Genomic DNA, 19,265 nt, shown 5'->3' with positions numbered 1-19,265 from the left:
GGGCCGATCGACCACAACAGGCACCCGAACTGTCAGGGGAGGCAGTCCATGAGCGACGAGAACACCACCGACAACATCCACGCCACCGACGTCGAGGACGAGACGACCGAGGGCACGGACAACATCCACGCCACGAGCGAGCCGCTCAAGGCCGCCGCGCTCAAGGCGGACAAGGGCACGGCCGAGGCCGGTACGGACAACATCCACGCCACGGACGAGCCCGTCTGACAGGACTCCTTTCCCGCACGGGGATCGGCCGCGGCGGCGCGGAGGGGGAGCCGTCGCGGCCGAGGCGTGTCCGGGGCCACCGACTGACGGGGCGCCTGGCGGAACGCCTGCAAGGGCCCCCGGGCGAGCCCTTGCAGGCAAGGTCCCGTAACCGCCGGACACCTCCCACAGCGAAGCCGTTCACCGCACCCCGCGGCCACAGAGGCCCGACCGGAACCGATCACCACCCCCTGCACCCGCACCCGCACCCGCACCTGGGCCTCCGGGTCGGTGATCGAGGCTGCGGCACCGGCGGCGAGTACGTTGAGGCCACCTCTTCCGTGCCCCGACCAGGAGCGGGGACGGAGTTGTCCACAGGCCGCCAAGAGGCCCGCGACTTCTGCGATCTTGACGGTATGGAGGAGCAGAAGAGGCTGAGGGAGCTGGCCGAAGGAGGCGTGCTGCTCACTTCCCGCGCCCTCGATTCCGGCTGGCCCCGGCGGAGCCTCAACCGGGCTCTCAGAAGCGAGGGCTGGAGTCCGCTGCGGACCGGTGCATGGGCAGCGCCGGGACAAAGAACGGACCTCCTCACCCAACTCCGGGCGGTCCAGCTGCTGAACCCCCGGCTCGTCGTGAGCCACCGTTCCGCCGCCGCGCTCTGGCGGATCGAGACACTCGGCGCGGCCGGCGGAACGCCGTTGCAGCTCACCGACCCCACCGGCTCCTTCCGCGGCAGCGCCAAGGACATCCACGTCCACCGCATCCCCCTGGCACCGCAGGACCTGGCAGTCCTGCGAGGCCTGCGGGTCACGGGAGCGGTGCGAACCGTCGCCGACCTACTGCGCAAGGAGCCGCGGGACGACGCCCTCGTCTGCCTGGAGTCAGCAGTCACCTACCGCCGCGTCGACGGAGTCAGACGAGCACCGCTCACCGACCTCACCGCGATCACCACCGCACTCACGCCCCCTCTACAGGGAGCGGCGAGGGCGGCCCGCCGACTCGGCCTGGCCGACCCGCGCTCCGGTTCTCCGGCCGAGACCATCGCCCGACTCCGCATGCTCGATGCCGGACTCCGCCCCGAGAGCCAGGTCGAACTCATCACCCGGGACGGACGGCAGGTCTTCCTGGACTTCCTCTTCAGGGACGAGGGACTGGCCGTAGAGATCGAGGGCTACGCCTACCACGGCACCCGCGAGGCCCACCGCCGGGACATCACCCGTTTCAACCGCGTCCTGCAGTGCCCGGAGGTGAGCGACCTGCTGCGCTACACAGCCGAAGACGTCTTCCACCACCCCAACAAAATGATCAGCGAAATCCACAACGCCCTAACCCCACCCCCACCCAGCAACACCTCACGAGCCGGACGATGACCGACGCAATTGGAGCACTCAGGCCACCCCCCAGCCACAAAAGCCCAGGCGCAGCCAGCAAACTCGTCTCATCCGCTCCAATTCACCGGGATGAGCAGTTCCAAGACGTAGCGCCCTTGAGGAGATCGCTACGATCAGGGCCTTGGGTAAGGGACTTGGGGAGAACGGGTCTTATGGGCACCTTCGCAGGTCTGGGACGTCGGGGCGTGCTCACGCTGGGCGCGGCGACGGTACTCGGGGCGTGTACGTCGACTGCGCAAGGCACCGATGCAAACACGGTCCGTACGGACTCCGAACCGCTGGAACGGCGGTTCACCGCGCTTGGCCCGCTCTCCAAGGCACATTGGCTCGGCGTCGTTCTGGGCACCGATTCAAGGGTGTCCGTTCCAGGGCCGCGCGATGTTCGTGTGGTGGGCTTCGCCCAGCTGAGAGCGGGTAACGTCGCCCTCATCACGGGGGCACCGCAGCGGGGTTTCCTGCCTGCGACGCCGAGCCAACTCCCTGAAGCACTTGCGCAGTTCATGCCCAAGAGCGCCCGGTGGGTACGGAGTGAGTCCTTCGACCGTGCGGTAACCGGCGGGACGTATTCCGGCGCGTTCTACGTCGACCCCGATGCCAACTGGGTCTGCTTCGACACGACCAATCCGAGTACTGCAGCCAGCTCCAGCCAGTAACGGGATCCCCCTACAACAGGCGGCTGTGCAAGGTCGCCGAGCTGCTGCTGCGGGTGACCCGGGTCCTGGCTGCCGACACCTCCGTATGAAGCGACGACGTGTGGATCGCATGTGACGCCGCCACACCGGTGGAGTGCGGGCGCTCCCGCGAGACCGTTCGACCTGGCTGGACGGGCCGCGTACGGGTCCTGCGCGAACGGCAGCTGCTTCTTCTGGTGCCTGCACCTCGGACCGAGCAGGACATCCGGCTCCTGCGGCCGGCCCGGAAGGGCGAGCCCGAACGGCCCGGCGCCTTGCTGTCCAAGCCGTTGCGGCAGGTGACCGAGTCGGTCGACGAGACCTTCAAGGGTCAGCTCGACCTCGAACAGCACGACCCGTCCTTCCTCTCCCCTCCCTCCCCTTCCCCTCCCCCTCAAGACCGCCCCCGCAGCTCCCCCTTGACCACCTTCCCGCTCGCGTTCCGCGGCAGCTCCGTCACGAACTCCACCGTTCTCGGCACCTTGTAGTTGGCCATTTCCCGGCGGGCCCAGGCGATCAGGTCGTCGGCGGTAAGGACCGAACCGGGGCGGCGTACCACGTACGCCCCGCCGACCTCGCCGAGGCGGGCGTCGGGGACGCCGACGACCGCCACGTCGGCCACCGCCGGGTGCAGGCCGAGGAGTTGCTCTATCTCCGCCGGGTAGGCGTTGAAGCCGCCGACGATGAACATGTCCTTCAGCCGGTCGGTGATGCGCAGGTTGCCCGTCGCGTCGAGGACGCCGATGTCGCCGGTGCGCAGCCAGCCGTCCTCGCTCACCGCCTCCGCCGTGGCCGCGGCGTCCTCGTAGTAGCCGTGCATCACGTTGAAGCCGCGGACCAGGACCTCGCCGGGCTCCCCGGCCGGTGCCTCGACCCGCACCTCCGTCCCAGGGATCGCGCGTCCGGACGTCGAGGCGATCACCGGCAGCGGGTCGCCCTGCCTGCACATCGTGACGATGCCGCTCGCCTCCGAGAGGCCGTAGGCGGTCAGGACCGTCTCCACGCCCAGCTCGCCGTGCAGTTGCTCGACCAGCCGCAGCGGTACCACCGCCGCACCCGTCACCACCAGGCGCAGCGCGGACAGGTCGTAGGACGCTCGTGCCGGGTGGTCCAGGAGCGACTGGTGGAGGGTCGGCGGGCCGGGCAGCACCGAGACCCGTTCCGCCGCGATGTTGGCCAGTACGGTGCCGATGTCGAACACCGGCTGCGGGATCATCGTGGCCCCGCGCATCAGGCAGGCGATCACCCCGGCCTTGTAGCCGAAGGTGTGGAAGAAGGGGTTGACGATGAGATAGCGGTCGCCGCGCCTGAGCCCGGCCAGTTCGCACCAGACGTCGTACGCCCGCAGCGTCTGCGCGTGGGTGATCACGGCGCCTTTGGGGCGGCCCGTGGTCCCGGAGGTGAAGACGATGTCGGAGGGCCAGGACCCCTCGACGGCCGCGGCCCGTGCCCGTACCCGCGCCTCTCCCACGGTGTCCCCGCTCGCCAGGAAGTCCTTCCAGGTGCGGTAGTCGGCGGGCGCGTCGTCCGACAGCACCACCACCTGGTCGAGATCCGGCAGCCCCGGCCCCTCCGCGACCGCCCGGCGCAGGGACGCCACGTACGACGTGCCGAGGAAGGTGCCGGTGACGAACAGGAGGCGGGCCCCGCTCCTGCGCAGCACGTCGGCCGCCTCGGTGCCCTTGAAGCGGGTGTTGAGGGGGACCAGGACCGCTCCGGCCGACACCGCACCGAGCGCCGAGACCATCCAGTCCAGGGAGTTGGGGGCCCAGATGCCCACCCGGTCGCCCTCTCGCACGCCGTTGGCCATGCAGGCCGCCGCCGCGCGCTCCACGCGGGCTCCCAACTCGCCGTAGGAGACCCGGTTGCGGCCCTCCACGACCGCCTCGGCCGAGGCGTACCGTTCCGCCGCCCACCGGACCAGCTCCGGGATGCTGCGCCACTCCACATCGGCCTCCCCGAAAGCGGAAACACATCAGCTGACTACCCGTCAGATTAGCTGTAGCCTGACGGGCTGTCAGCAGGCCTCACAGTGTGTGGAGGTGCGTGCAGCGTGACCCTCAAGGACGCCACGGCGATCGTGGGCATCGGACGAACTCCCTTCGCCAAGCAGCTCGCCGAGGACGAGAGAACCCTGGCCTGCCGGGCCGTTGTCGCCGCCCTCGACGACGCCGGCATCGCCCCCGGCGAGGTCGACGCCCTGGCCTCGTACACGATGGAGGAGACGGACGAGGTCGAACTCGCCAAGGCCGTCGGCTTCGGCGACCTCACCTTCTTCAGCAAGGCCGGCTACGGCGGCGGCGGTTCGTGCGCCACGGTCGCGCACCTCGCGGCGGCGATAACGAGCGGGCAGGCGACGGTCGGTGTCGCCTGGCGGTCGCGGAAGCGCGGTTCGGGGCCCCGCCCCTGGACCAACACCAGCGTCCAACTCCCCACGCCCGCCCAGTGGACCCGGCCCTTCGGGCTGCTCCGGCCCGCCGACGAGATCGCGATGCTCACCCGCCGCTACATGCACGAGTACGGCGCCACCCGCGACCACCTCTTCAACGTCGCCCTGGCCTGCCGCAACCGCGCCAACCAGAACCCCGCCGCGATCATGTACGACCGTCCCCTGACCCGCGAGATGTACATGACCTCCCGCTGGATCAGCGAGCCGCTCTGCCTCTTCGACAACTGCCTGGAGACCGACGGGGCGTTGGCCTGCGTGGTCGTCAGCAGGGAGCGCGCCCGGGACTGCCCGAACACCCCCGTCTACGTCCACTCCGCCGCCCAGGGCCTGCCCGCCCAGCACCACGGCATGGTCAACTACTGGAACGACGACCCGCTCACCGGACCCGCCTGGACGGCCGCCCGGCACCTGTGGAAGAACGCCGACTTCACCCCGCAGGACGTCGACGTGGCCCAGATCTACGACGCGTTCACCGCCCTGGTCCCGCTCTCCCTGGAGGGCTACGGCTTCTGCGAGCGCGGCGAGGGCGGTTCCTTCACGGAGGGCGGGGCCCTGGAGATCGGCGGCCGCCTGCCGATCAACACCGCGGGAGGCGGACTGTCCGAGGCCTACGTGCACGGCTTCAACCTCATCGACGAGGGCGTGCGGCAACTGCGCGGGACCAGCACCGCCCAGGTCCCGGACGCCGCCACCTGCCTCGTCACCGCCGGCGAGGGCGTCCCCACCTCCGCCCTGCTGCTGACCAACAGGAGCTGACATGCTCGAACCGGTGAAGGACGCCACGGGCGCCCCCTTCTGGCAGTACGCCGCCGAGGGCCAACTCCGCGTCCAGGCCTGCGCGGACTGCGGCGAGCTCCGCTTCCCGCCCCGGCCCTGCTGCCCGCACTGCCAGTCGTTCAACAAGGAGTGGCGCCCCGTCTCGGGGCGGGGCCGGATCTGGTCCTACGTCGTCCCGCACCCGCCGCTCCTGCCGGACTACGCGGCGCAGTCGCCGTACAACGTGATCGTCGTCGAGTTGGAGGAGGCGCCCCGGATACGGCTGGTCGGCAACCTGGTCAGTGCGGCCGGGGCGCCGCTCAACTCCCTCGATCCGGCCCGGATCCGCATCGGCGCCCGGGTGCATGTGGTGTTCTCCGAGGGGCTTCCGCAGTGGGTGCGGTCGTGACGGCCCTGCGGGTCGCCGCCGACAAGGACACCGGCGTCGCCGTCGTCACCCTCGACCGACCGCACCGGCTGAACGCCATCGACCTCGCCCTGCGGGACGAACTCATCGCCGCCTGGCGGGAGTTGCGCTTCGACGACACCGTACGGGCGATCGTGCTGACCGGTGCCGGGGAGCGGGCCTTCTGTACCGGCCTGGACCGGGACGCCGAGGTGCCGCAGCCGGACTCCCCCTACATGGCGGACGATCCGCTCCTGCACGTCGGCCCGAAGTCCAACGACCTCTGGAAGCCGGTGATCGCCGCCGTCAACGGCATGGCCTGCGGCGGGGCGTTCTACCTCCTCGGCGAGAGCGACTTCCTCGTCGCCGACCCGGCCGCCACCTTCTTCGACCCGCACACCACGTACGGCATGGTCAGCGCCTACGAGTCGGTGCTCATGGCGCAGGTCATGCCGCACGGGGAGGCCGCACGCATGGCGCTCATGGGCACGGCGGAACGCCTCTCCGCCCAGCGCGCCCACACCATAGGGCTGGTCACCGAACTCACCGGGCCGGGCGGGTCGTTGGCGGCGGCCACGGCTGCCGCGTCGGTCATCGCCGGGTATCCGACGGAAGGGGTGCAGGGCACGGTCCGCGCGCTCTGGGCCGCCAAGGAGGCGGCCGTGCGGCAGGGTTTCGCGCAGGCGCCGCACCTCGTCGCGCTGGGCAATCTCCCCCTGGACCGGCAGGCCGAGCTGTTCCGTTCGCGGCAGCCCGAGTTCAGGTTGCGTTAGCAATGTAGGTGCACCATACAGGCGTATGCTTACCGCATGGTTGAACATCGCACGGTCGACGTGAACGGCATCCGGCTGCACATCGCGGAGGAGGGCGAGGGACCCCTCGTCGTGCTGCTGCACGGGTTCCCGGAGTCCTGGCACTCCTGGCGCCACCAGTTCGGCCCGCTGGCCGCGGCCGGATTCCGAGTGGTCGCCCCCGACCAGCGCGGATACGGCGCCAGCGACCACCCGGAGGAGGTGTCGGCGTACAGCATCCTGCACCTGGTCGGGGACGTCGTCGGGCTGATCCACGCACTGGGCGAGGAGACGGCGTTCGTCGTCGGGCACGACTGGGGGGCGCCGGTGGCCTGGCACACCGCGCTGCTGCGCCCCGACGTGGTGCGCGGGGTGGCCGGGCTGAGCGTGCCGCCGCCGTTCCGGGGCGAGCGGCCGCCGCTGGAGACCATGCGGGAACGGTTCGACGGGCACTTCTACTGGAATTACTTCGAGCAGCCGGGCCCGGCCGACGCCGAGTTCGGCGACGACCCCCGGTCCGCGCTGCGCAGGCTGCTGGTGGGCGCCTCGGGCGACGGCGCGGGCAGCGGACGCTACGAGCAGGCGCTGGTGAGCGACCTGGACCGCGGCTGGCTCGCGGACATGCCCGATCCGGAGGTGCTCCCCGGCTGGCTCACCGAACAGGACCTCGACGAGCTCACCGAGAGCTACGCCAAGGGCTTCACCGGCGCCCTCAATTGGTACCGCAACCTGGACCGCAACTGGGAACTGACGGCCCCCTGGCACGGCGCGAGGGTCACCCCGCCCGCGCTCTACATGTACGGCGACCGCGACCTGGTCCCGGCGTTCCCCGGCACACCGGAACTGATCGAGGCGCTCCCACGGCTGATGCCCAACCTGGTCCGCGACCCGGTCCTGCTCCCGGGCTGCGGCCACTGGACCCAGCAGGAACGCCCCGACGAGGTGAACGCCGCGCTGGTGGAGTTCCTTACGGCGCTGCGGGACTGACGGTCAGTTCACCAGGTCGGCTTCCGGCTCGGCCTGGCAGTGGTCGAGGTGCTTGAGGAGGGCGGCACTCGCCTTCACACGGACGGTCTCCGTGCCCTTCGCGGGCACCGTGACCTTCGGGTACTCGACCGACAGCAGATGCCCGCTCTCGTCGTCGAAGGAGAAGGAGACCTTGAAGGTGCCCTCGCGGCTGTTCGGGTTGGTGACCTCGGCCGTCGAGTACGGGTCGGTCTTCGTCGCGCAGCTCACGAGGCGCACGGAGCCGTCCCTCAGCACCTTGGTACGGCTGGACGAACTGCCTCCGCTGCTTCCCGCACCGGTGCTGTAGCTGTCGTGGTCACTGCTGCTGTAGCTGTCGTGGTCCTGGCTGGAGCTGCTGCACCCCCCGCCGCTGTCACTGTCGCCGTGACTGCTCTTGTGCCGCCCGCTGCTCTTGTGCCCGCTGGAGAACCCCGTCAGCGCGAGCACCACCGTCGCCATGACCGCCGTAAACCTGAGAACACGCCCCCGTGAATGCATGCGATCACTCTAACGGGGGCCACTGACAGCGTCTCAGGTGGCCCGGGCCGTCCCCGTCCCCTTCTCCGCGTCCAGCGCGTACACGCAGCGGTCCTTGCTGCACGCGTACACGACCCCGTCCTTCACCACCGGGGACCCGGTGATCTCGCCGCCGGTCGCCAGCTTCCACCGCAGCCGGCCGTCGTCGGCCTTCAGCGTGTACAGCAGATGGTCGGTCGACCCGAAGTGGATCCGCCCCTCGGCGACCGCGGGCGCCCCGACGATGTCCCCGCCCGCCTGGAACCGCCACTTCGGCGTCCCGGTGACCGCGTCCAGCGTGTACAGGCCCTTGCCGCTGCCCACGTGCACATGGCCCGCGGCAACGAGTACCGGCTCCACCGACGCCCGGGCCTCGGTGGCGATACGCCAGCGGTCGCGGCCGTCGGTCGCGTCGAGGGCGTACACCGTGCCGAGGTAGTCGGCGAGGTACACCCCGCCGCCCGTCACCGCGGCCCCCGGCACGAAGGTCGGCGCGCACAGGAAGACCGCGGGGGCCTCGAAGTGCCAGCGCACCCGCCCGCTCGCCACGTCGAGGGCCATCACCCGGGTCCCGGCCGAGACGTACACGTACCCGTCGTGGGCCTGGGCCACCCGGACCGGCACTCCGCCGCAGGAGGCCGCGTCGCCGATGGGGATCGCCCAGCGTTCCTCGCCGGTGCGGGCCTCCAGGGCGCGCAGGCGGCCGTCCTGCCAGACGTAGACCGTGCCCTCGTGGAGCGCGGGGCCCGCCTCGGGGGACTCGAAGTCGGTCTGGCAGCCGGAGAGTTCCCAGAGCTTGTGCCCGGTGGTGGCCTCCCAGGCCTGGACTCCGCCGCCGCGCGTGCCGGTGATGACCGTGCCCCGCTCGGCCTTGAGGGAGTACACCCAGGCGTCGGTGTTCAGCCGCCACTGGTCGCCGCCCTCACGGGCGTCGAGGGCGAAGAGGGTGGGGCCGTCGGAGGCGTGGATACGGCCGTCCGCGACCGCCATCGACCAGGCCACGTCCCGCGTCTTGAAGCGGCGGCGGCCGGTGCCGACGTCCAGGGCGTGCACCTCGAAGGAGGTGACGTAGACGAGGTCGCCGGCGACCGCGGGGGTGCCCCAGACGTCGTTGGACATGCGGAAACGCCAGGGCCGCCAGCCGGCCGCGGTCTCCGGGGGCGCGGCCGGGATCGCGGGTACCGCGGGGCCCACGGCGGGTTCGGTGCCGTTGACACCGGGGCGCGGGCGGGACCAGGAGGCGACCAGGCCGGCCTCGGGCGGGGGCGCCTTCACGGCGGCGGCACGGGCGTCCGAGACGCGCGGCCCGGGCCCGATGGGCACCTGGGCGCCGGCGAGCCGGACGGGGCCGGTGTCGGGGCCGCCGACGGGGACGGGCAGGGGCGGCAGCGGATCGTAGGACGGCGGGGGCGGCAGCACGGGAGCGGGTCGGCCGCCGCCGCTGCGCGCACCGGTGGACGGCGGGGGTGCCGCACGGCCGCCGCGCCGGGTCTCGATGAGGGCGACGGCCTTCTCGGGCAGCCACGCCGACGCCGTACCGCTGTCGTCCGAACCGGAGCCGAACAGGTGGGGTGCCAGCTGGGCCTGGAGGTCGGCGGGGTTGGGGCGCCCGGTGGCGTCCATGCGCATGAGGGACTCGATGAGCGGACGCAGTTCGTCCGGGAGGCCTTCGAGGTCGGGGCCCTCGCGCAGCAGCATGAAGACCGTCTCGACCGGGTTCGCGCCGTGGAAGGGCGGGTGTCCGGTGGCGGCGAAGACCAGCATGGAGCCGAGCGAGAAGACGTCACTCGCGCCGGTGACGCTGCGGGAGTCCTTCGCCTGCTCGGGGGACATGTAGGCGGGGGTGCCGACGGCGACGTTCGTCATCGTCAAACGGGTGTTCGAAACACCGGACGCGATGCCGAAGTCGATCACCCGGGGGCCGTCCTCGACGACCAGGACGTTGGAGGGCTTGAGGTCGCGGTGGACAAGACCGGCGCCGTGGATGGACTGCAGGGCCTCGGCGACGCCCGCCGCGAACCAGCGCACCGCCTGGGCCGGGAGCGGCCCGCACTCGTTCACTATCTCCTCGAGGGAGGGCGCGGGGACGTACGCGGTGGCCAGCCACGGCACGGCCGCACGCGGGTCCGCGTCGACCACGGCCGCCGTGTAGAAGCCGGAGACCGCCCGGGCCGCCTCCACCTCACGGGTGAAGCGGACACGGAAGAGCTGGTCCTCGGCGAGCTCCGTGCGGACCGTCTTGATCGCCACCCGCCGACCCGAGGCCGAGCGCGCGAGATAGACCAGCCCCATGCCGCCGGCACCCAGCCGTCCCAGTACCTCGAACGGCCCGATCCTGCGCGGATCGTGCTGCGTCAGCTGATCCACCACTCTGCCTGCCACCTCCCCGTACCAGCCGCGCCACCCACATATGTACGCGACCCCGTGCAGCGTCTCACCACCGCACCGCCATGGCGGCACGCGACCCTGATTCTTCCTGGCCGGAGGCCTGGTGGCGAACCCGGGGTCAAATGGGGTGTCTCACCCCAAAGCGGCGCCCTTCTCCTGCTCCGGCCGCTCCAGAACGGCGAACGACGCCCCTTGATTGTCGGTGACGACCGCCACTTTCCCGTACGACGTCTCGAATGGCGGCGCCTGGACCCGCCCACCGAGACGGCTGACCGTCCCGAGCACGGCCTCGCAGTCCTCGACACCGAAGTGCACGAGGAAATGGGGCGGCATCTCGACGGGGAACACGTCGGAGACGAGGGCGCGACCGAAGTCGGGGTGGGCCTCCGGGCCGAAGAGGGCTTCGTGGAAGAGCCCTCCGTAGAAGGTGTTGGCGGCCTCGGTGTCCCGGGCGTACAGCTCGGCCCAGGCGAAGGTGCCGGGCTCGTGACGGGTGCCGAAACCGGGGTGGCTGCCCGGCTCCCAGAGGCCGAAGACGGCCCCCTCCGCGTCGGTGACCAGGGCGGACGTGCCCAGTTCGGCGACCGGCACCGGCGCGGTGACGACCTGCCCGCCGGCCGCCCAGATCCGGTCGGCGAGGCCCTCGATGTCCGGGGTGGCGAAGTACACCGTCCACACGGTGGGCATACGGCCGTCCGCCTTGCGGGCGAGCCCCGCGACGGGCTCTCCCTTGCGGTGCGCCCAGAGGGAGCCCGGGGCGCCCTCCGGCGCCGCGGGCGCCTCCTCGAAGGTCCACCCGAAGAGCTCACCGTAGAACCGCGCCCCCGCGGCCACGTCGGGAAGCTGCACGTCCACCCAGCAGGGGACGCCCTCGCCGTATCCCGTTCCGTCTGCGGATGCCCTGTTTTCGGCCATACCGCCAAAGTAACGGCGACTCACGCACCCCGCAGGACCAGGCACACCCGCCTCCCGGACCTCCCGCACCCCATTTGCAGTCGGCCGAATCGCGCTCCGATCACCCCTCGGTAAGCTGACGGCATGACAGGACAAGTGCGTACCGTCGACGGCCGCGTGGCCGGCCGGCGTGGGCAGGCGACCCGGCAGAAGCTGCTCGACTGCCTCAGCGAGATGCTCAGCTCCTCCCCTTACCGGGACGTCAAAGTCATCGATGTCGCCCGGAAGGCGGGTACTTCACCCGCGACCTTCTACCAGTACTTCCCGGACGTCGAAGGCGCCGTCCTGGAGATCGCGGAGCAAATGGCCACCGAGGGCGGCCAGTTGACCCAGCTGCTCGACGGCCGTTCGTGGGTCGGCAAGGCGGGCTGGCAGACCGCGCAGGAACTCGTGGACGGGTTCCTCGAGTTCTGGCGCAGAAACGACGCCATCCTGCGCGTGGTCGACCTCGGTGCCGCCGAGGGCGACAAGCGTTTCTACAAACTCCGCATGAAGATCCTCAACTCGGTGAACAACTCCCTCGCGGACGCGGTCACCGAGCTCCAGACCAAGGGCAGGGTCGACAAGGACGTCAACCCGGCGGCGGTCGCGGGTTCCCTCGTCGCGATGCTCGCGGCGGTGGCCGCGCACCAGAAGGGCTTCCAGACGTGGGGCGTCAAGCAGGCTGAACTCAAGCCGAATCTGGCGCTGTTGGTACACCTGGGCGTGACGGGCAAGAAGCCGACGAAGTAGCGTCCCGATTCGAGTCCTGTCTGGCAGGCGGCTGTTCACACCGGTGAACGGCCGCCTGCGACGCGTTCACTTCCGTACGATCCTGAAGAGCCGGATCTCCCGTTCCACCCTCGCCTGATAGGTGGCGTACGGCGGCCAGAACGCCAGCGCCCGCTTCCACACGGCCGCCCGCTCCTCCCCCGTCAGCAGCGTCGCCGTGACCGGGATGTCCACGCCCTTCCAGCTGACCTCGGCCTCGGGGTGGGCGATGAGGTTGGCGGTCCAGGCCGGGTGCCCGTCGCGGCCGAAGTTGGAGCCGATGAGGATCCAGGTATGGCCGGCCTCCTCGGGCATACAGGCCAGCGGGGTACGGCGGACCAGTCCGCTCCTCGCGCCGGTCGAGGTGAGGACGACACCCGGCAGCATCTGCGCGCTGAGCAGGACCTTCCCCCGCGTGATCCGGTGAACGGCCCGGTCCAGGGCCGGGATCACATGCGGCGCGACCTTGGCGAAGCCGCGGGTGGAGGACACCTTCTGCACGACCCTCTGCCCGATCACACCGACACCTCCGCCTTCAAAAGCCGTGCCACGTCGGCGGCATGCGCCCTGAGCCGGTGCGCGGGACCGAAGAGCAACTCGTCGCCGGTGGCGCGCTTGAAGTACAGATGCGCCTCGTGCTCCCAGGTGAAACCGATGCCCCCGTGCAACTGGATGCCCTCACCGGCGGCGGTGCGCAGCGCCTCCAGGGCCTGGGCGAGGGCGAGTCCGCCAACCCGCTGCTCCCCCTGGCCGGTGGCCCAGGCGGCGTAGTAGGCCGCCGAGCGGGCCGCCTGGAGCTGGACGTACACATCGGCCAGCCGGTGCTGCACGGCCTGGAACGACCCGATGGGCCGCCCGAACTGCTCCCGGCGCTTCACGTACTCCACGGTCCGCTCCAGCATGCGGTCGGCGGCCCCGACTGCTTCGCAGGCGAGGACGGTGGCGGCGATGTCCCCGGTACGGGCGAGAGCGCCGAGTACATCGCCACCTTCCTCACTCCCCAGCAACTCGGCTTCCACATCACGGAGTTGGATCCGGGCCCGGGGCCGGGTGGAGTCGAGGGCGGTCTGCCGGGTGCGGACGAGCCCGGGGGCGTCACCGGGGACGAGGAAGAGGAGGGTACGGGACCGGGCGAACCCTCCGGCATGGGCGGCGACGAAGAGGAGGCCTGCGCTGTGGCCGTCGAGGACCTGGTCGACCTGTCCGTAGAGCCGCCAGGCCGAGGCGGGAGTCTCTTCTGCGGTTCGCGGCCGCGCGGCCGACGGCTGCGCCTCCGCCGGGGCCGGCACGGCTGCGGCGGTTCTCGCCGCAGGGGTGGCACCCACCTCGACCTGGCCGTAGAGCCGCCGACCCGAGGCGGGGGGCTCGCCTGCAGGTCGCGGCCGCGTGACCGCGGGGGTTCCCGCAGCGGGGACAGCTCCCGGCCCGGCTGCGCTCACCCCACCGCCACCGACGCGCCGCGCCTGCACCCCGCCCGCGCGTCCGCCCCCCGCCCAGTCCCCGGTGTTGCTCCCGGTCAGCGCGAGGGCTTCACCCGGCGGGACGGCGAGGGCCGCGGTCAGGGCGCCGGAGGCGATGCGGGGCAGCAGACCGGCGCGCTGCTCCTCCGTGCCCAGCGCCAGCAGCAACGGCGCCGCGAGCACCGCCGTACCCAGCAACGGCGTGGCCGCGAGCACCCGGCCCGTCTCCTCGCAGGCCAGCGCCAGTTCGGTCACCGAGCACCCCGCGCCCCCGTACTTCTCGGGAAGCGCCAGCCCCGGCAGCCCCAGTTGTCCGGCGAGGACCTCCCACAGCGCGGGGTCGTGACCGGCCGGGGTGTCGACGGCGGCCCTCAACTCCTGTGGTCCGCAGCGGTCCCGCAGCACTGCGCGGAGCGCGCCGCGGATCTCGTCCTGTTCGGCGGTGAAGCGAGCGTCCATGGCTCTTCCTCTTCCCTCCGGATCTGACGGTCCGTCATATTAGGAGCGCCCGCACCAGATGCACAGAGGCAGGAGGCCCCTCATGCCCCCCGGGAGCCGGAAAGTCGCGATCACCGGAGTGGCCCTGTCCGACTGCGGCCGCGTCGACGACGCCACCCCCTACGCCCTGCACGCCCAGGCGGCCCGCCGCGCCCTCGCCGACGCAGGCCTGGAGCGCGGGCTGGTCGACGGCCTGGCCTCGGCCGGCACCGGCACCCTCGCCCCCGCCGAGATCGCCGAGTACCTGGGCCTGCGCCCCACCTGGGTCGACTCGACCTCGGTCGGCGGCTCCACCTGGGAGGTCATGGCGGCCCACGCGGCCGACGCGATCGCCGCCGGACACGCGAACGCGGTGCTGCTGGTCTACGGCTCCACGGCCCGCGCCGACATCAAGGCGGGCCGCCGCACCGGCACCCTCTCCTTCGGCGCCCGCGGCCCGCTCCAGTTCGAGGCGCCCTACGGCCACACCCTGATCGCCAAGTACGCGATGGCGGCCCGCCGCCACATGCTCGAACACGGCACGACCATCGAGCAGTTGGCGGAGGTGGCCGTCCAGGCGCGCGCCAACGCGGCGCTCAACCCCGACGCGATGTTCCGCGACCCGATCACGGTGGACGACGTCCTGTCGGGGCCGATGATCGCGGACCCCTTCACCAAACTGCACTGCTGTCTGCGCTCCGACGGCGGCGCGGCGGTGCTGCTCGCGGCCGAGGAGTACGTACGGGACTGCCGTACCGCCCCCGTCTGGGTGCTCGGCACCGGCGAGCACGTCTCGCACGTCAGCATGTCCGAGTGGCCCGACTTCACGGTGTCCCCGGCGGCGGTCAGCGGCCGCCTGGCCTTCGAGCGGGCAGGAGTCCGCCCCGAGGAGATCGAACTCGCCCAGATCTACGACGCGTTCACCTACATGACGCTGGTGACCCTGGAGGACCTCGGCTTCTGCGCGAAGGGAGAGGGCGGTTCCTTCGTGGAGAAGGGACGCCTGAAGGTCGAGGGCGGGGACCTGCCCGTGAACACCGACGGCGGCGGACTCTCCGCCCAACACCCGGGAATGCGCGGGCTGTTCCTGCTTGTGGAGGCCGTACGGCAACTGCGCGGGGAGGCGGGGGCCCGGCAGGTGCGACGCCGCGACGGTGACCTGCCGAAGCTGGCCGTCGCGTCCGGGACGGGGGGCTGGTTCTGCTCGTCGGGGACGGTGGTGCTGGGGCGGAACTGAGCACGGATCACGCGCCCTTCTCCCGCGGTTCCCAGGGAAGCGGACCGCCCCTCACACGGGCAGGACCCGGACCTCATACTGTGGGATCCACTTGTCCCGCGTCACCAGGGTCATCCCTTCGATCTGCGCCTGGGCGACCAGTATCCGGTCGAAGGGGTCCCGGTGATGCACCGGAAGGCGACCTGCCCGCACGCCATGTCCGGCGGTGATGGGCAGGCCGGTGAACTGGCTGTCGCGCACCCGCTCAGCCAGGTCCTCCGGGCCTTCCAGTTTCCCGAGGGACTGTTTGCTGGCGATCTCCCACGGTGATACGGCACTGACGTACACCGCGGGTTCCGTGTCGAGCAGCAGTCGCATCAGCGCATCCCGAAAGCGTCGGCGATGTCGTCGGGCAGTTCGTCGAAGTCGTCCGGGATGTGGATCTGCCCCCGGAGTGAGCCCCGGCCGGTCCGCTTCACCTTGGGGCGCAGCGGCACCACCTTGGCCACCGGCTCTCCCGCCTTGCTGATCACGATTTCCTCACCGGTCGCAACCTGCTCCAGAATCCGCGAGAGGTGCGTCTTGGCTTCATGGACGTTGTACTGCCGGGCTGCTTCCATGACGGCCTCACGATGGGGTCAACGGGTGGACTAAGTACTGGACCAAGTGTGGCCCTCCGAGAGGTACGGCGCACCTGCCCGCCGGGCTCGGCCCCGGTGATGATCGGACACGGCCCCTGCGCCTGCGAGCGCCATCACCAGACCACGGCGAACCTCGGCGGCGTGACAATTGAGGCATGGCAACGGATCTTCACGAGCTGCTGAGGTCGCTTCGGGTGTGGGACCCGCAGGTCACCTCCCTGCCCGCCTTCGACCCCGGCACCGCGCCCGCGACGCCGCTGGAGCTCTTCACCACCTGGTTCGCGGACGTGGTGGCCGCCGGCCAGACCGAGCCGCACACCATGTCCCTCGCGACGGCCGACGCGGAGGGCCGGCCCGACGTACGGACCGTGATGCTGCACGGCGCCGACGCCGACGGCTGGGCCTTCGCCAGCCACTCCCACAGCCGCAAGGGCGGACACCTGTCGGCCCGGCCGTACGCCGCTCTCGGCTTCTACTGGCCGGTCCTCGGCCGGCAGGTGCGGGTGCGGGGGCCGGTAAACGCCGCGCCCTCCGAGGAGGGCCAGGCAGATCTGCACGCCCGCTCGACCGGCGCCCTCGCGGCCGCACTCACCGGCCGCCAGAGCGAAGTACTGGGCTCGGCGGCGGAGTTGGCGCGAGCGTCGGAGGACGCATGGGAACGGGCCCAACGCGAACCCGGCGTGCCCGTCCCGTCGTGGACGCTGTACCGGCTGCTCCCGGACGAGGTGGAGTTCTTCCAGGGCGACGAGCGCAGACGCCACGTGCGCGTCAACTACCGGCGCATGGACGCCGGTTGGGCTCAGGAACTGCTCTGGCCCTGAAAGTCGTACACCGCGAAGTCCGCCACCGGGCGGTAACCGATGCGCTGGTACAGGCCGTTGCTGGTCGGGTTGGCGAGGTCGGTGAAGAGCAGTACCTCGTCCGCGCCGCGCTCCCGGGCGAGCCTGCTGACCTCGGCGGTGGCGGCACCGGCGTATCCGCGACCGCGGAGAGGGGCGGGTGTGTAGACGGGTGCCACCCGGATCTGGCCGGCGACGGACGGGGTGAGGCCGGCCATGGAGACGGGGGTGCCGTCCGGGCCCTCCCAGAGGGTGACACCGCCGTAGGCGAGGCGGGCGTCGGTCCAGGAACCGGCGCGTGCGGAGTCGTTCTCGTTCTCTCCGATGTCCCGGACGAACTCCCCGAACCAGCGCACCAGCAGCCCCCGGTCTCCCTCCTCCGCGAGCCTCGGCCGCCCCGGCGGAACCGGCCGCGGCGGGGTGAGGGTGTCGAGCCGGTACAGCCGCTGCCGCTGGAACGGCACGGGCTCGCCCCCGGTGCGCCGCCGCCAGGCCTCGGCGAAGCCGGCCGCGGTGTCGGCCTCGGCGCTGACGCCGGGGAGGGCATGGCCCAGGGCCGCCAGATGGGCGGCGAGGGAGTCGGCCCGCGCGGCGGTCAGGGCCGTGACGCACAGTCGTTGCGGTGGCGTCCGGAAGTAGGCGGCCGTGACCTCCCCGTCCTCCTCCAGCAGCCCGAACAAGGGCACCTCGTCGCCGTACACATGGAGTCCGCGGGTGCGCAGCCCCTCGGTCACGGTGAGCATGACGGTGTGCAGGTCCGGGCGGGAGGACAGGAAGCCTCCGGCGCGGGAGAGGAACTCGTCCAGGTCCTTGGTGGAGTACCAGTCGTCGGGTCGCATGCTCCATGGTCCTTCGAGCGTGGGGCGGAGCGCCCGCGAATTTACGACGGCTCCGGATCCGTCGCCAGGCGGCCGTGCAGGTGCACGTCCCGGAACGCGTCGCGGCGGCCTGCTTCGAACATCGCGCCCCTCAGCGTGCCCTCGTAGCGGAAGCCGCAGCTTTCGGCGACGCGGCAGGAGGCCTCGTGACCAAGGGCATGGCCGAGTTCGAGGCGATGCAGGCCGAGGTCGGTGAGGGCCCAGTGCGCGGCGAGGCGGAGGGCGCGGGTGGCGACTCCCCTGCCGCGGGCCTCGGGCAGGACCCAGTAGCCGACGCGGGCGGTGCTGAAGACGTGGTCGATCACGTTGACGCCGAGGTGCCCGAGCGTCGTACCGCCGGTCCCGTCCGTGATCCGGTACGACGCGCTCGTGCCCTGCGCCGCCTCGTCCGCCTTGCGGCGTATGGCGGCACGGGCGCCGTCGAGGTCGTGGACCGGGGTGAGAGGGGTGTTCCAGCGCCCGAACTCGGGGTCCAGCGCGCCGCGCAGCCAGTCCTCGGCCTGGCCGCCTGAATCCGCGTCCCAGGCGCACAGACGCAGGCCGTGGCCGTCCAGCGGGGCGAAGGGGTGTATGAGGTGCTGATCGTCGACGTCGGTCATGCCCCCATTCAAGCCGCCGCTGTCGTCCCGCGTGGCGTGAATTTCGGCACCCCCTCCGGGAAGACCGCCCGCAGGCCCATCCCGGCCCGCAGGTCCTCGTGCGCGCAGTCGACGATCTCCGTCATCATCCGGGGGCCCTCGGCGAGGTCGACGACGGCGGCGGTGTACGGGGTGCGGTCCTTGAAGGGCTGCAGGTCGTTGCGGTGGACGACGGACCAGGTGTAGAGGGTGGCCCGGCCGGTCGCGGTGAACCAGGAGACGTCCTCGCTCCAGCAGTGCGGGCAGAACTCCCGGGCGTGGTGGTGGACTTGGCGGCATGTCCCGCAGCGCCTGAGCAGCAGGGCTCCCTGCGCCGCGGCGTCCCAGTAGGTGCGCGTGAAGGCGTCCGCCTCCGGCTGGTCGTGGCCCGTGCCCATCAGAACCAGCCCAGGGCGGCGTCGAGCGACCAGGCCTGCCAGGACATCGCGAACAGGGCCACCAGGGAGATGAGGGCCATCATCGCGTTCTGTCCCTGCTCGGCCCAGTCGTGGATCATGAGGGTGAAGTAGAGGACGTTCAGGAGCAGACCGCCGACCAGCGCGAGCGGCGTCAGGAAGCCGAGGATCAGGCCGGCGCCCAGGGCGAGTTCGGCGTACGCGACGACGTAGGCCATCGCCTTGGGGCGCGGTGCGACCATCACCTCGAAGCCGCTGCGGACCGGGCTCCAGCGGTGCTTGGCGGCTATGTCCGCGGCCCAGGTGATGCCGCCGCCCTCGAACCACGTGCTCTTGTCCTTGTGCCGCCAGCTCTCCAGCCACCACAGGCCGAGGCCTATGCGCAGGACGGCCAGCCATTGGGCGCCGGTCAGCCAGATCGTGTCCATGAAATC

General features: G+C 71.4%; 22 protein-coding genes. 10 read left to right on the top strand and 12 right to left on the bottom strand.

Annotated elements, in window-relative coordinates; all coding sequences use genetic code 11:
• Positions 1-48: 48 nt before the first annotated feature.
• The 3 genes from ACFYRX_RS30890 (at position 49) to ACFYRX_RS30880 (ending at position 2,251) form a co-directional block, all read left to right on the top strand.
• Positions 49-228, top strand: coding sequence for a hypothetical protein (locus ACFYRX_RS30890; protein WP_389106656.1), 180 nt, complete (start codon positions 49-51; stop codon positions 226-228).
• A gap of 395 nt (positions 229-623) precedes the next feature.
• Positions 624-1,577, top strand: a complete 954-nt coding sequence (locus tag ACFYRX_RS30885; RefSeq protein WP_389106653.1) for a hypothetical protein — start codon at positions 624-626, stop codon at positions 1,575-1,577.
• Positions 1,578-1,750: 173 nt separating this feature from the next.
• Positions 1,751-2,251: a hypothetical protein gene (locus tag ACFYRX_RS30880; RefSeq protein ID WP_389106651.1), complete on the top strand. Its 501-nt coding sequence runs from the start codon at positions 1,751-1,753 to the stop codon at positions 2,249-2,251.
• Positions 2,252-2,663: 412 nt separating this feature from the next.
• On the opposite strand, the gene ACFYRX_RS30875 is transcribed toward ACFYRX_RS30880, so the two are convergent.
• Entirely contained in the window at positions 2,664-4,217 is a 1,554-nt protein-coding gene (locus ACFYRX_RS30875; protein WP_389106648.1) for a FadD3 family acyl-CoA ligase, read from the bottom strand.
• Positions 4,218-4,322: 105 nt separating this feature from the next.
• Here ACFYRX_RS30875 and ACFYRX_RS30870 point away from each other — a divergent pair, with 105 nt between their 5' ends.
• From ACFYRX_RS30870 to ACFYRX_RS30855, 4 genes are read left to right on the top strand one after another with little or no spacing between them, the layout of a single operon-like run.
• Entirely contained in the window at positions 4,323-5,474 is a 1,152-nt protein-coding gene (locus tag ACFYRX_RS30870; RefSeq protein WP_389106646.1) for a lipid-transfer protein, read from the top strand.
• Position 5,475: 1 nt separating this feature from the next.
• Positions 5,476-5,883, top strand: a complete 408-nt coding sequence (locus ACFYRX_RS30865) for a Zn-ribbon domain-containing OB-fold protein (protein ID WP_389106644.1) — start codon at positions 5,476-5,478, stop codon at positions 5,881-5,883.
• On the top strand, positions 5,868-6,653 hold the full coding sequence (locus ACFYRX_RS30860) for an enoyl-CoA hydratase/isomerase family protein (RefSeq protein ID WP_389106642.1): 786 nt from the start codon (positions 5,868-5,870) through the stop codon (positions 6,651-6,653). Before ACFYRX_RS30865 ends, ACFYRX_RS30860 begins: the two co-directional genes overlap by 16 nt.
• Before the next feature lie 36 nt (positions 6,654-6,689).
• Positions 6,690-7,658, top strand: a complete 969-nt coding sequence (locus ACFYRX_RS30855) for an alpha/beta fold hydrolase (RefSeq protein WP_389106639.1) — start codon at positions 6,690-6,692, stop codon at positions 7,656-7,658.
• 3 nt (positions 7,659-7,661) lie between these two features.
• Here the strand turns inward: ACFYRX_RS30855 and ACFYRX_RS30850 are convergent, their stop codons facing one another.
• From ACFYRX_RS30850 to ACFYRX_RS30840, 3 genes are all read right to left on the bottom strand, one after another.
• Positions 7,662-8,138, bottom strand: coding sequence for a hypothetical protein (locus ACFYRX_RS30850; protein WP_389106637.1), 477 nt, complete (start codon positions 8,136-8,138; stop codon positions 7,662-7,664).
• Positions 8,139-8,210: 72 nt separating this feature from the next.
• Positions 8,211-10,565 (bottom strand): PQQ-binding-like beta-propeller repeat protein, encoded by a 2,355-nt coding sequence (locus ACFYRX_RS30845; protein WP_389106634.1) that lies wholly within the window; start codon positions 10,563-10,565, stop codon positions 8,211-8,213.
• 150 nt (positions 10,566-10,715) lie between these two features.
• Positions 10,716-11,498, bottom strand: coding sequence for a VOC family protein (locus tag ACFYRX_RS30840; RefSeq protein WP_389106631.1), 783 nt, complete (start codon positions 11,496-11,498; stop codon positions 10,716-10,718).
• A 135-nt stretch (positions 11,499-11,633) separates the two neighbouring features.
• Between ACFYRX_RS30840 and ACFYRX_RS30835 the strand changes: the two genes are divergently transcribed.
• The gene (locus ACFYRX_RS30835) at positions 11,634-12,269 is read left to right on the top strand and encodes a TetR family transcriptional regulator (RefSeq protein ID WP_389106930.1); all 636 of its coding nucleotides are present in this window, start codon (positions 11,634-11,636) and stop codon (positions 12,267-12,269) included.
• A gap of 66 nt (positions 12,270-12,335) precedes the next feature.
• Here ACFYRX_RS30835 and ACFYRX_RS30830 read toward each other — a convergent pair whose 3' ends face one another.
• On the bottom strand, positions 12,336-12,806 hold the full coding sequence (locus ACFYRX_RS30830; protein WP_389106629.1) for a nitroreductase/quinone reductase family protein: 471 nt from the start codon (positions 12,804-12,806) through the stop codon (positions 12,336-12,338).
• Positions 12,803-14,206, bottom strand: a complete 1,404-nt coding sequence (locus ACFYRX_RS30825; RefSeq protein WP_389106626.1) for an acyl-CoA dehydrogenase family protein — start codon at positions 14,204-14,206, stop codon at positions 12,803-12,805. The genes ACFYRX_RS30830 and ACFYRX_RS30825 overlap by 4 nt, the downstream gene beginning before the upstream one ends.
• 82 nt (positions 14,207-14,288) lie before the next feature.
• On the opposite strand from ACFYRX_RS30825, the gene ACFYRX_RS30820 reads away from it, so the two are divergent.
• Entirely contained in the window at positions 14,289-15,461 is a 1,173-nt protein-coding gene (locus ACFYRX_RS30820) for an acetyl-CoA acetyltransferase (protein ID WP_389106624.1), read from the top strand.
• 51 nt (positions 15,462-15,512) lie between these two features.
• Here ACFYRX_RS30820 and ACFYRX_RS30815 read toward each other — a convergent pair whose 3' ends face one another.
• The gene (locus tag ACFYRX_RS30815; RefSeq protein WP_389106621.1) at positions 15,513-15,818 is read right to left on the bottom strand and encodes a type II toxin-antitoxin system VapC family toxin; all 306 of its coding nucleotides are present in this window, start codon (positions 15,816-15,818) and stop codon (positions 15,513-15,515) included.
• On the bottom strand, positions 15,818-16,060 hold the full coding sequence (locus ACFYRX_RS30810; protein WP_389106618.1) for a type II toxin-antitoxin system Phd/YefM family antitoxin: 243 nt from the start codon (positions 16,058-16,060) through the stop codon (positions 15,818-15,820). Before ACFYRX_RS30810 ends, ACFYRX_RS30815 begins: the two co-directional genes overlap by 1 nt.
• A gap of 176 nt (positions 16,061-16,236) precedes the next feature.
• On the opposite strand from ACFYRX_RS30810, the gene ACFYRX_RS30805 reads away from it, so the two are divergent.
• Entirely contained in the window at positions 16,237-16,902 is a 666-nt protein-coding gene (locus ACFYRX_RS30805; protein ID WP_389106615.1) for a pyridoxal 5'-phosphate synthase, read from the top strand.
• Here ACFYRX_RS30805 and ACFYRX_RS30800 read toward each other — a convergent pair.
• Genes ACFYRX_RS30800 through ACFYRX_RS30785 form a run of 4 tightly spaced genes read right to left on the bottom strand, consistent with a single transcriptional unit; the run spans position 16,881 to position 19,259 of the window.
• The gene (locus ACFYRX_RS30800; protein WP_389106613.1) at positions 16,881-17,759 is read right to left on the bottom strand and encodes a GNAT family N-acetyltransferase; all 879 of its coding nucleotides are present in this window, start codon (positions 17,757-17,759) and stop codon (positions 16,881-16,883) included. The two genes, ACFYRX_RS30805 and ACFYRX_RS30800, sit on opposite strands and share 22 nt — an antisense overlap.
• Positions 17,760-17,800: 41 nt before the next feature.
• Complete coding sequence (locus ACFYRX_RS30795) at positions 17,801-18,397, bottom strand: GNAT family N-acetyltransferase (protein ID WP_389106611.1); 597 nt, start codon at positions 18,395-18,397, stop codon at positions 17,801-17,803.
• 8 nt (positions 18,398-18,405) lie between these two features.
• On the bottom strand, positions 18,406-18,813 hold the full coding sequence (locus ACFYRX_RS30790; protein ID WP_389106608.1) for a Zn-ribbon domain-containing OB-fold protein: 408 nt from the start codon (positions 18,811-18,813) through the stop codon (positions 18,406-18,408).
• On the bottom strand, positions 18,813-19,259 hold the full coding sequence (locus ACFYRX_RS30785; protein WP_389106606.1) for a DoxX family membrane protein: 447 nt from the start codon (positions 19,257-19,259) through the stop codon (positions 18,813-18,815). Before ACFYRX_RS30785 ends, ACFYRX_RS30790 begins: the two co-directional genes overlap by 1 nt.
• Positions 19,260-19,265: the final 6 nt, after the last annotated feature.

The organism is Streptomyces sp. NPDC005374 (genome assembly GCF_042872225.1).
Classification (GTDB): Bacteria; Actinomycetota; Actinomycetes; order Streptomycetales; family Streptomycetaceae; genus Streptomyces.
This window is presented reverse-complemented; position numbering and strand designations above follow the sequence as displayed.

What these genes read in the sequence shown, in the direction of transcription:
- ACFYRX_RS30810 (WP_389106618.1), bottom strand. Translation starts at nt 16,060, where the DNA reads ATGGAAGCAGCCCGGCAGTACAACGTCCATGAAGCCAAGACGCACCTC.
- ACFYRX_RS30850 (WP_389106637.1), bottom strand. Translation starts at nt 8,138, where the DNA reads ATGGCGACGGTGGTGCTCGCGCTGACGGGGTTCTCCAGCGGGCACAAG.
- ACFYRX_RS30790 (WP_389106608.1), bottom strand. Translation starts at nt 18,813, where the DNA reads ATGGGCACGGGCCACGACCAGCCGGAGGCGGACGCCTTCACGCGCACC.
- ACFYRX_RS30785 (WP_389106606.1), bottom strand. Translation starts at nt 19,259, where the DNA reads ATGGACACGATCTGGCTGACCGGCGCCCAATGGCTGGCCGTCCTGCGC.
- ACFYRX_RS30885 (WP_389106653.1), top strand. Translation starts at nt 624, where the DNA reads ATGGAGGAGCAGAAGAGGCTGAGGGAGCTGGCCGAAGGAGGCGTGCTG.
- ACFYRX_RS30865 (WP_389106644.1), top strand. Translation starts at nt 5,476, where the DNA reads ATGCTCGAACCGGTGAAGGACGCCACGGGCGCCCCCTTCTGGCAGTAC.
- ACFYRX_RS30795 (WP_389106611.1), bottom strand. Translation starts at nt 18,397, where the DNA reads ATGACCGACGTCGACGATCAGCACCTCATACACCCCTTCGCCCCGCTG.
- ACFYRX_RS30800 (WP_389106613.1), bottom strand. Translation starts at nt 17,759, where the DNA reads ATGCGACCCGACGACTGGTACTCCACCAAGGACCTGGACGAGTTCCTC.
- ACFYRX_RS30890 (WP_389106656.1), top strand. Translation starts at nt 49, where the DNA reads ATGAGCGACGAGAACACCACCGACAACATCCACGCCACCGACGTCGAG.
- ACFYRX_RS30855 (WP_389106639.1), top strand. Translation starts at nt 6,690, where the DNA reads ATGGTTGAACATCGCACGGTCGACGTGAACGGCATCCGGCTGCACATC.
- ACFYRX_RS30805 (WP_389106615.1), top strand. Translation starts at nt 16,237, where the DNA reads ATGGCAACGGATCTTCACGAGCTGCTGAGGTCGCTTCGGGTGTGGGAC.
- ACFYRX_RS30820 (WP_389106624.1), top strand. Translation starts at nt 14,289, where the DNA reads ATGCCCCCCGGGAGCCGGAAAGTCGCGATCACCGGAGTGGCCCTGTCC.
- ACFYRX_RS30880 (WP_389106651.1), top strand. Translation starts at nt 1,751, where the DNA reads ATGGGCACCTTCGCAGGTCTGGGACGTCGGGGCGTGCTCACGCTGGGC.
- ACFYRX_RS30815 (WP_389106621.1), bottom strand. Translation starts at nt 15,818, where the DNA reads ATGCGACTGCTGCTCGACACGGAACCCGCGGTGTACGTCAGTGCCGTA.
- ACFYRX_RS30840 (WP_389106631.1), bottom strand. Translation starts at nt 11,498, where the DNA reads ATGGCCGAAAACAGGGCATCCGCAGACGGAACGGGATACGGCGAGGGC.
- ACFYRX_RS30825 (WP_389106626.1), bottom strand. Translation starts at nt 14,206, where the DNA reads ATGGACGCTCGCTTCACCGCCGAACAGGACGAGATCCGCGGCGCGCTC.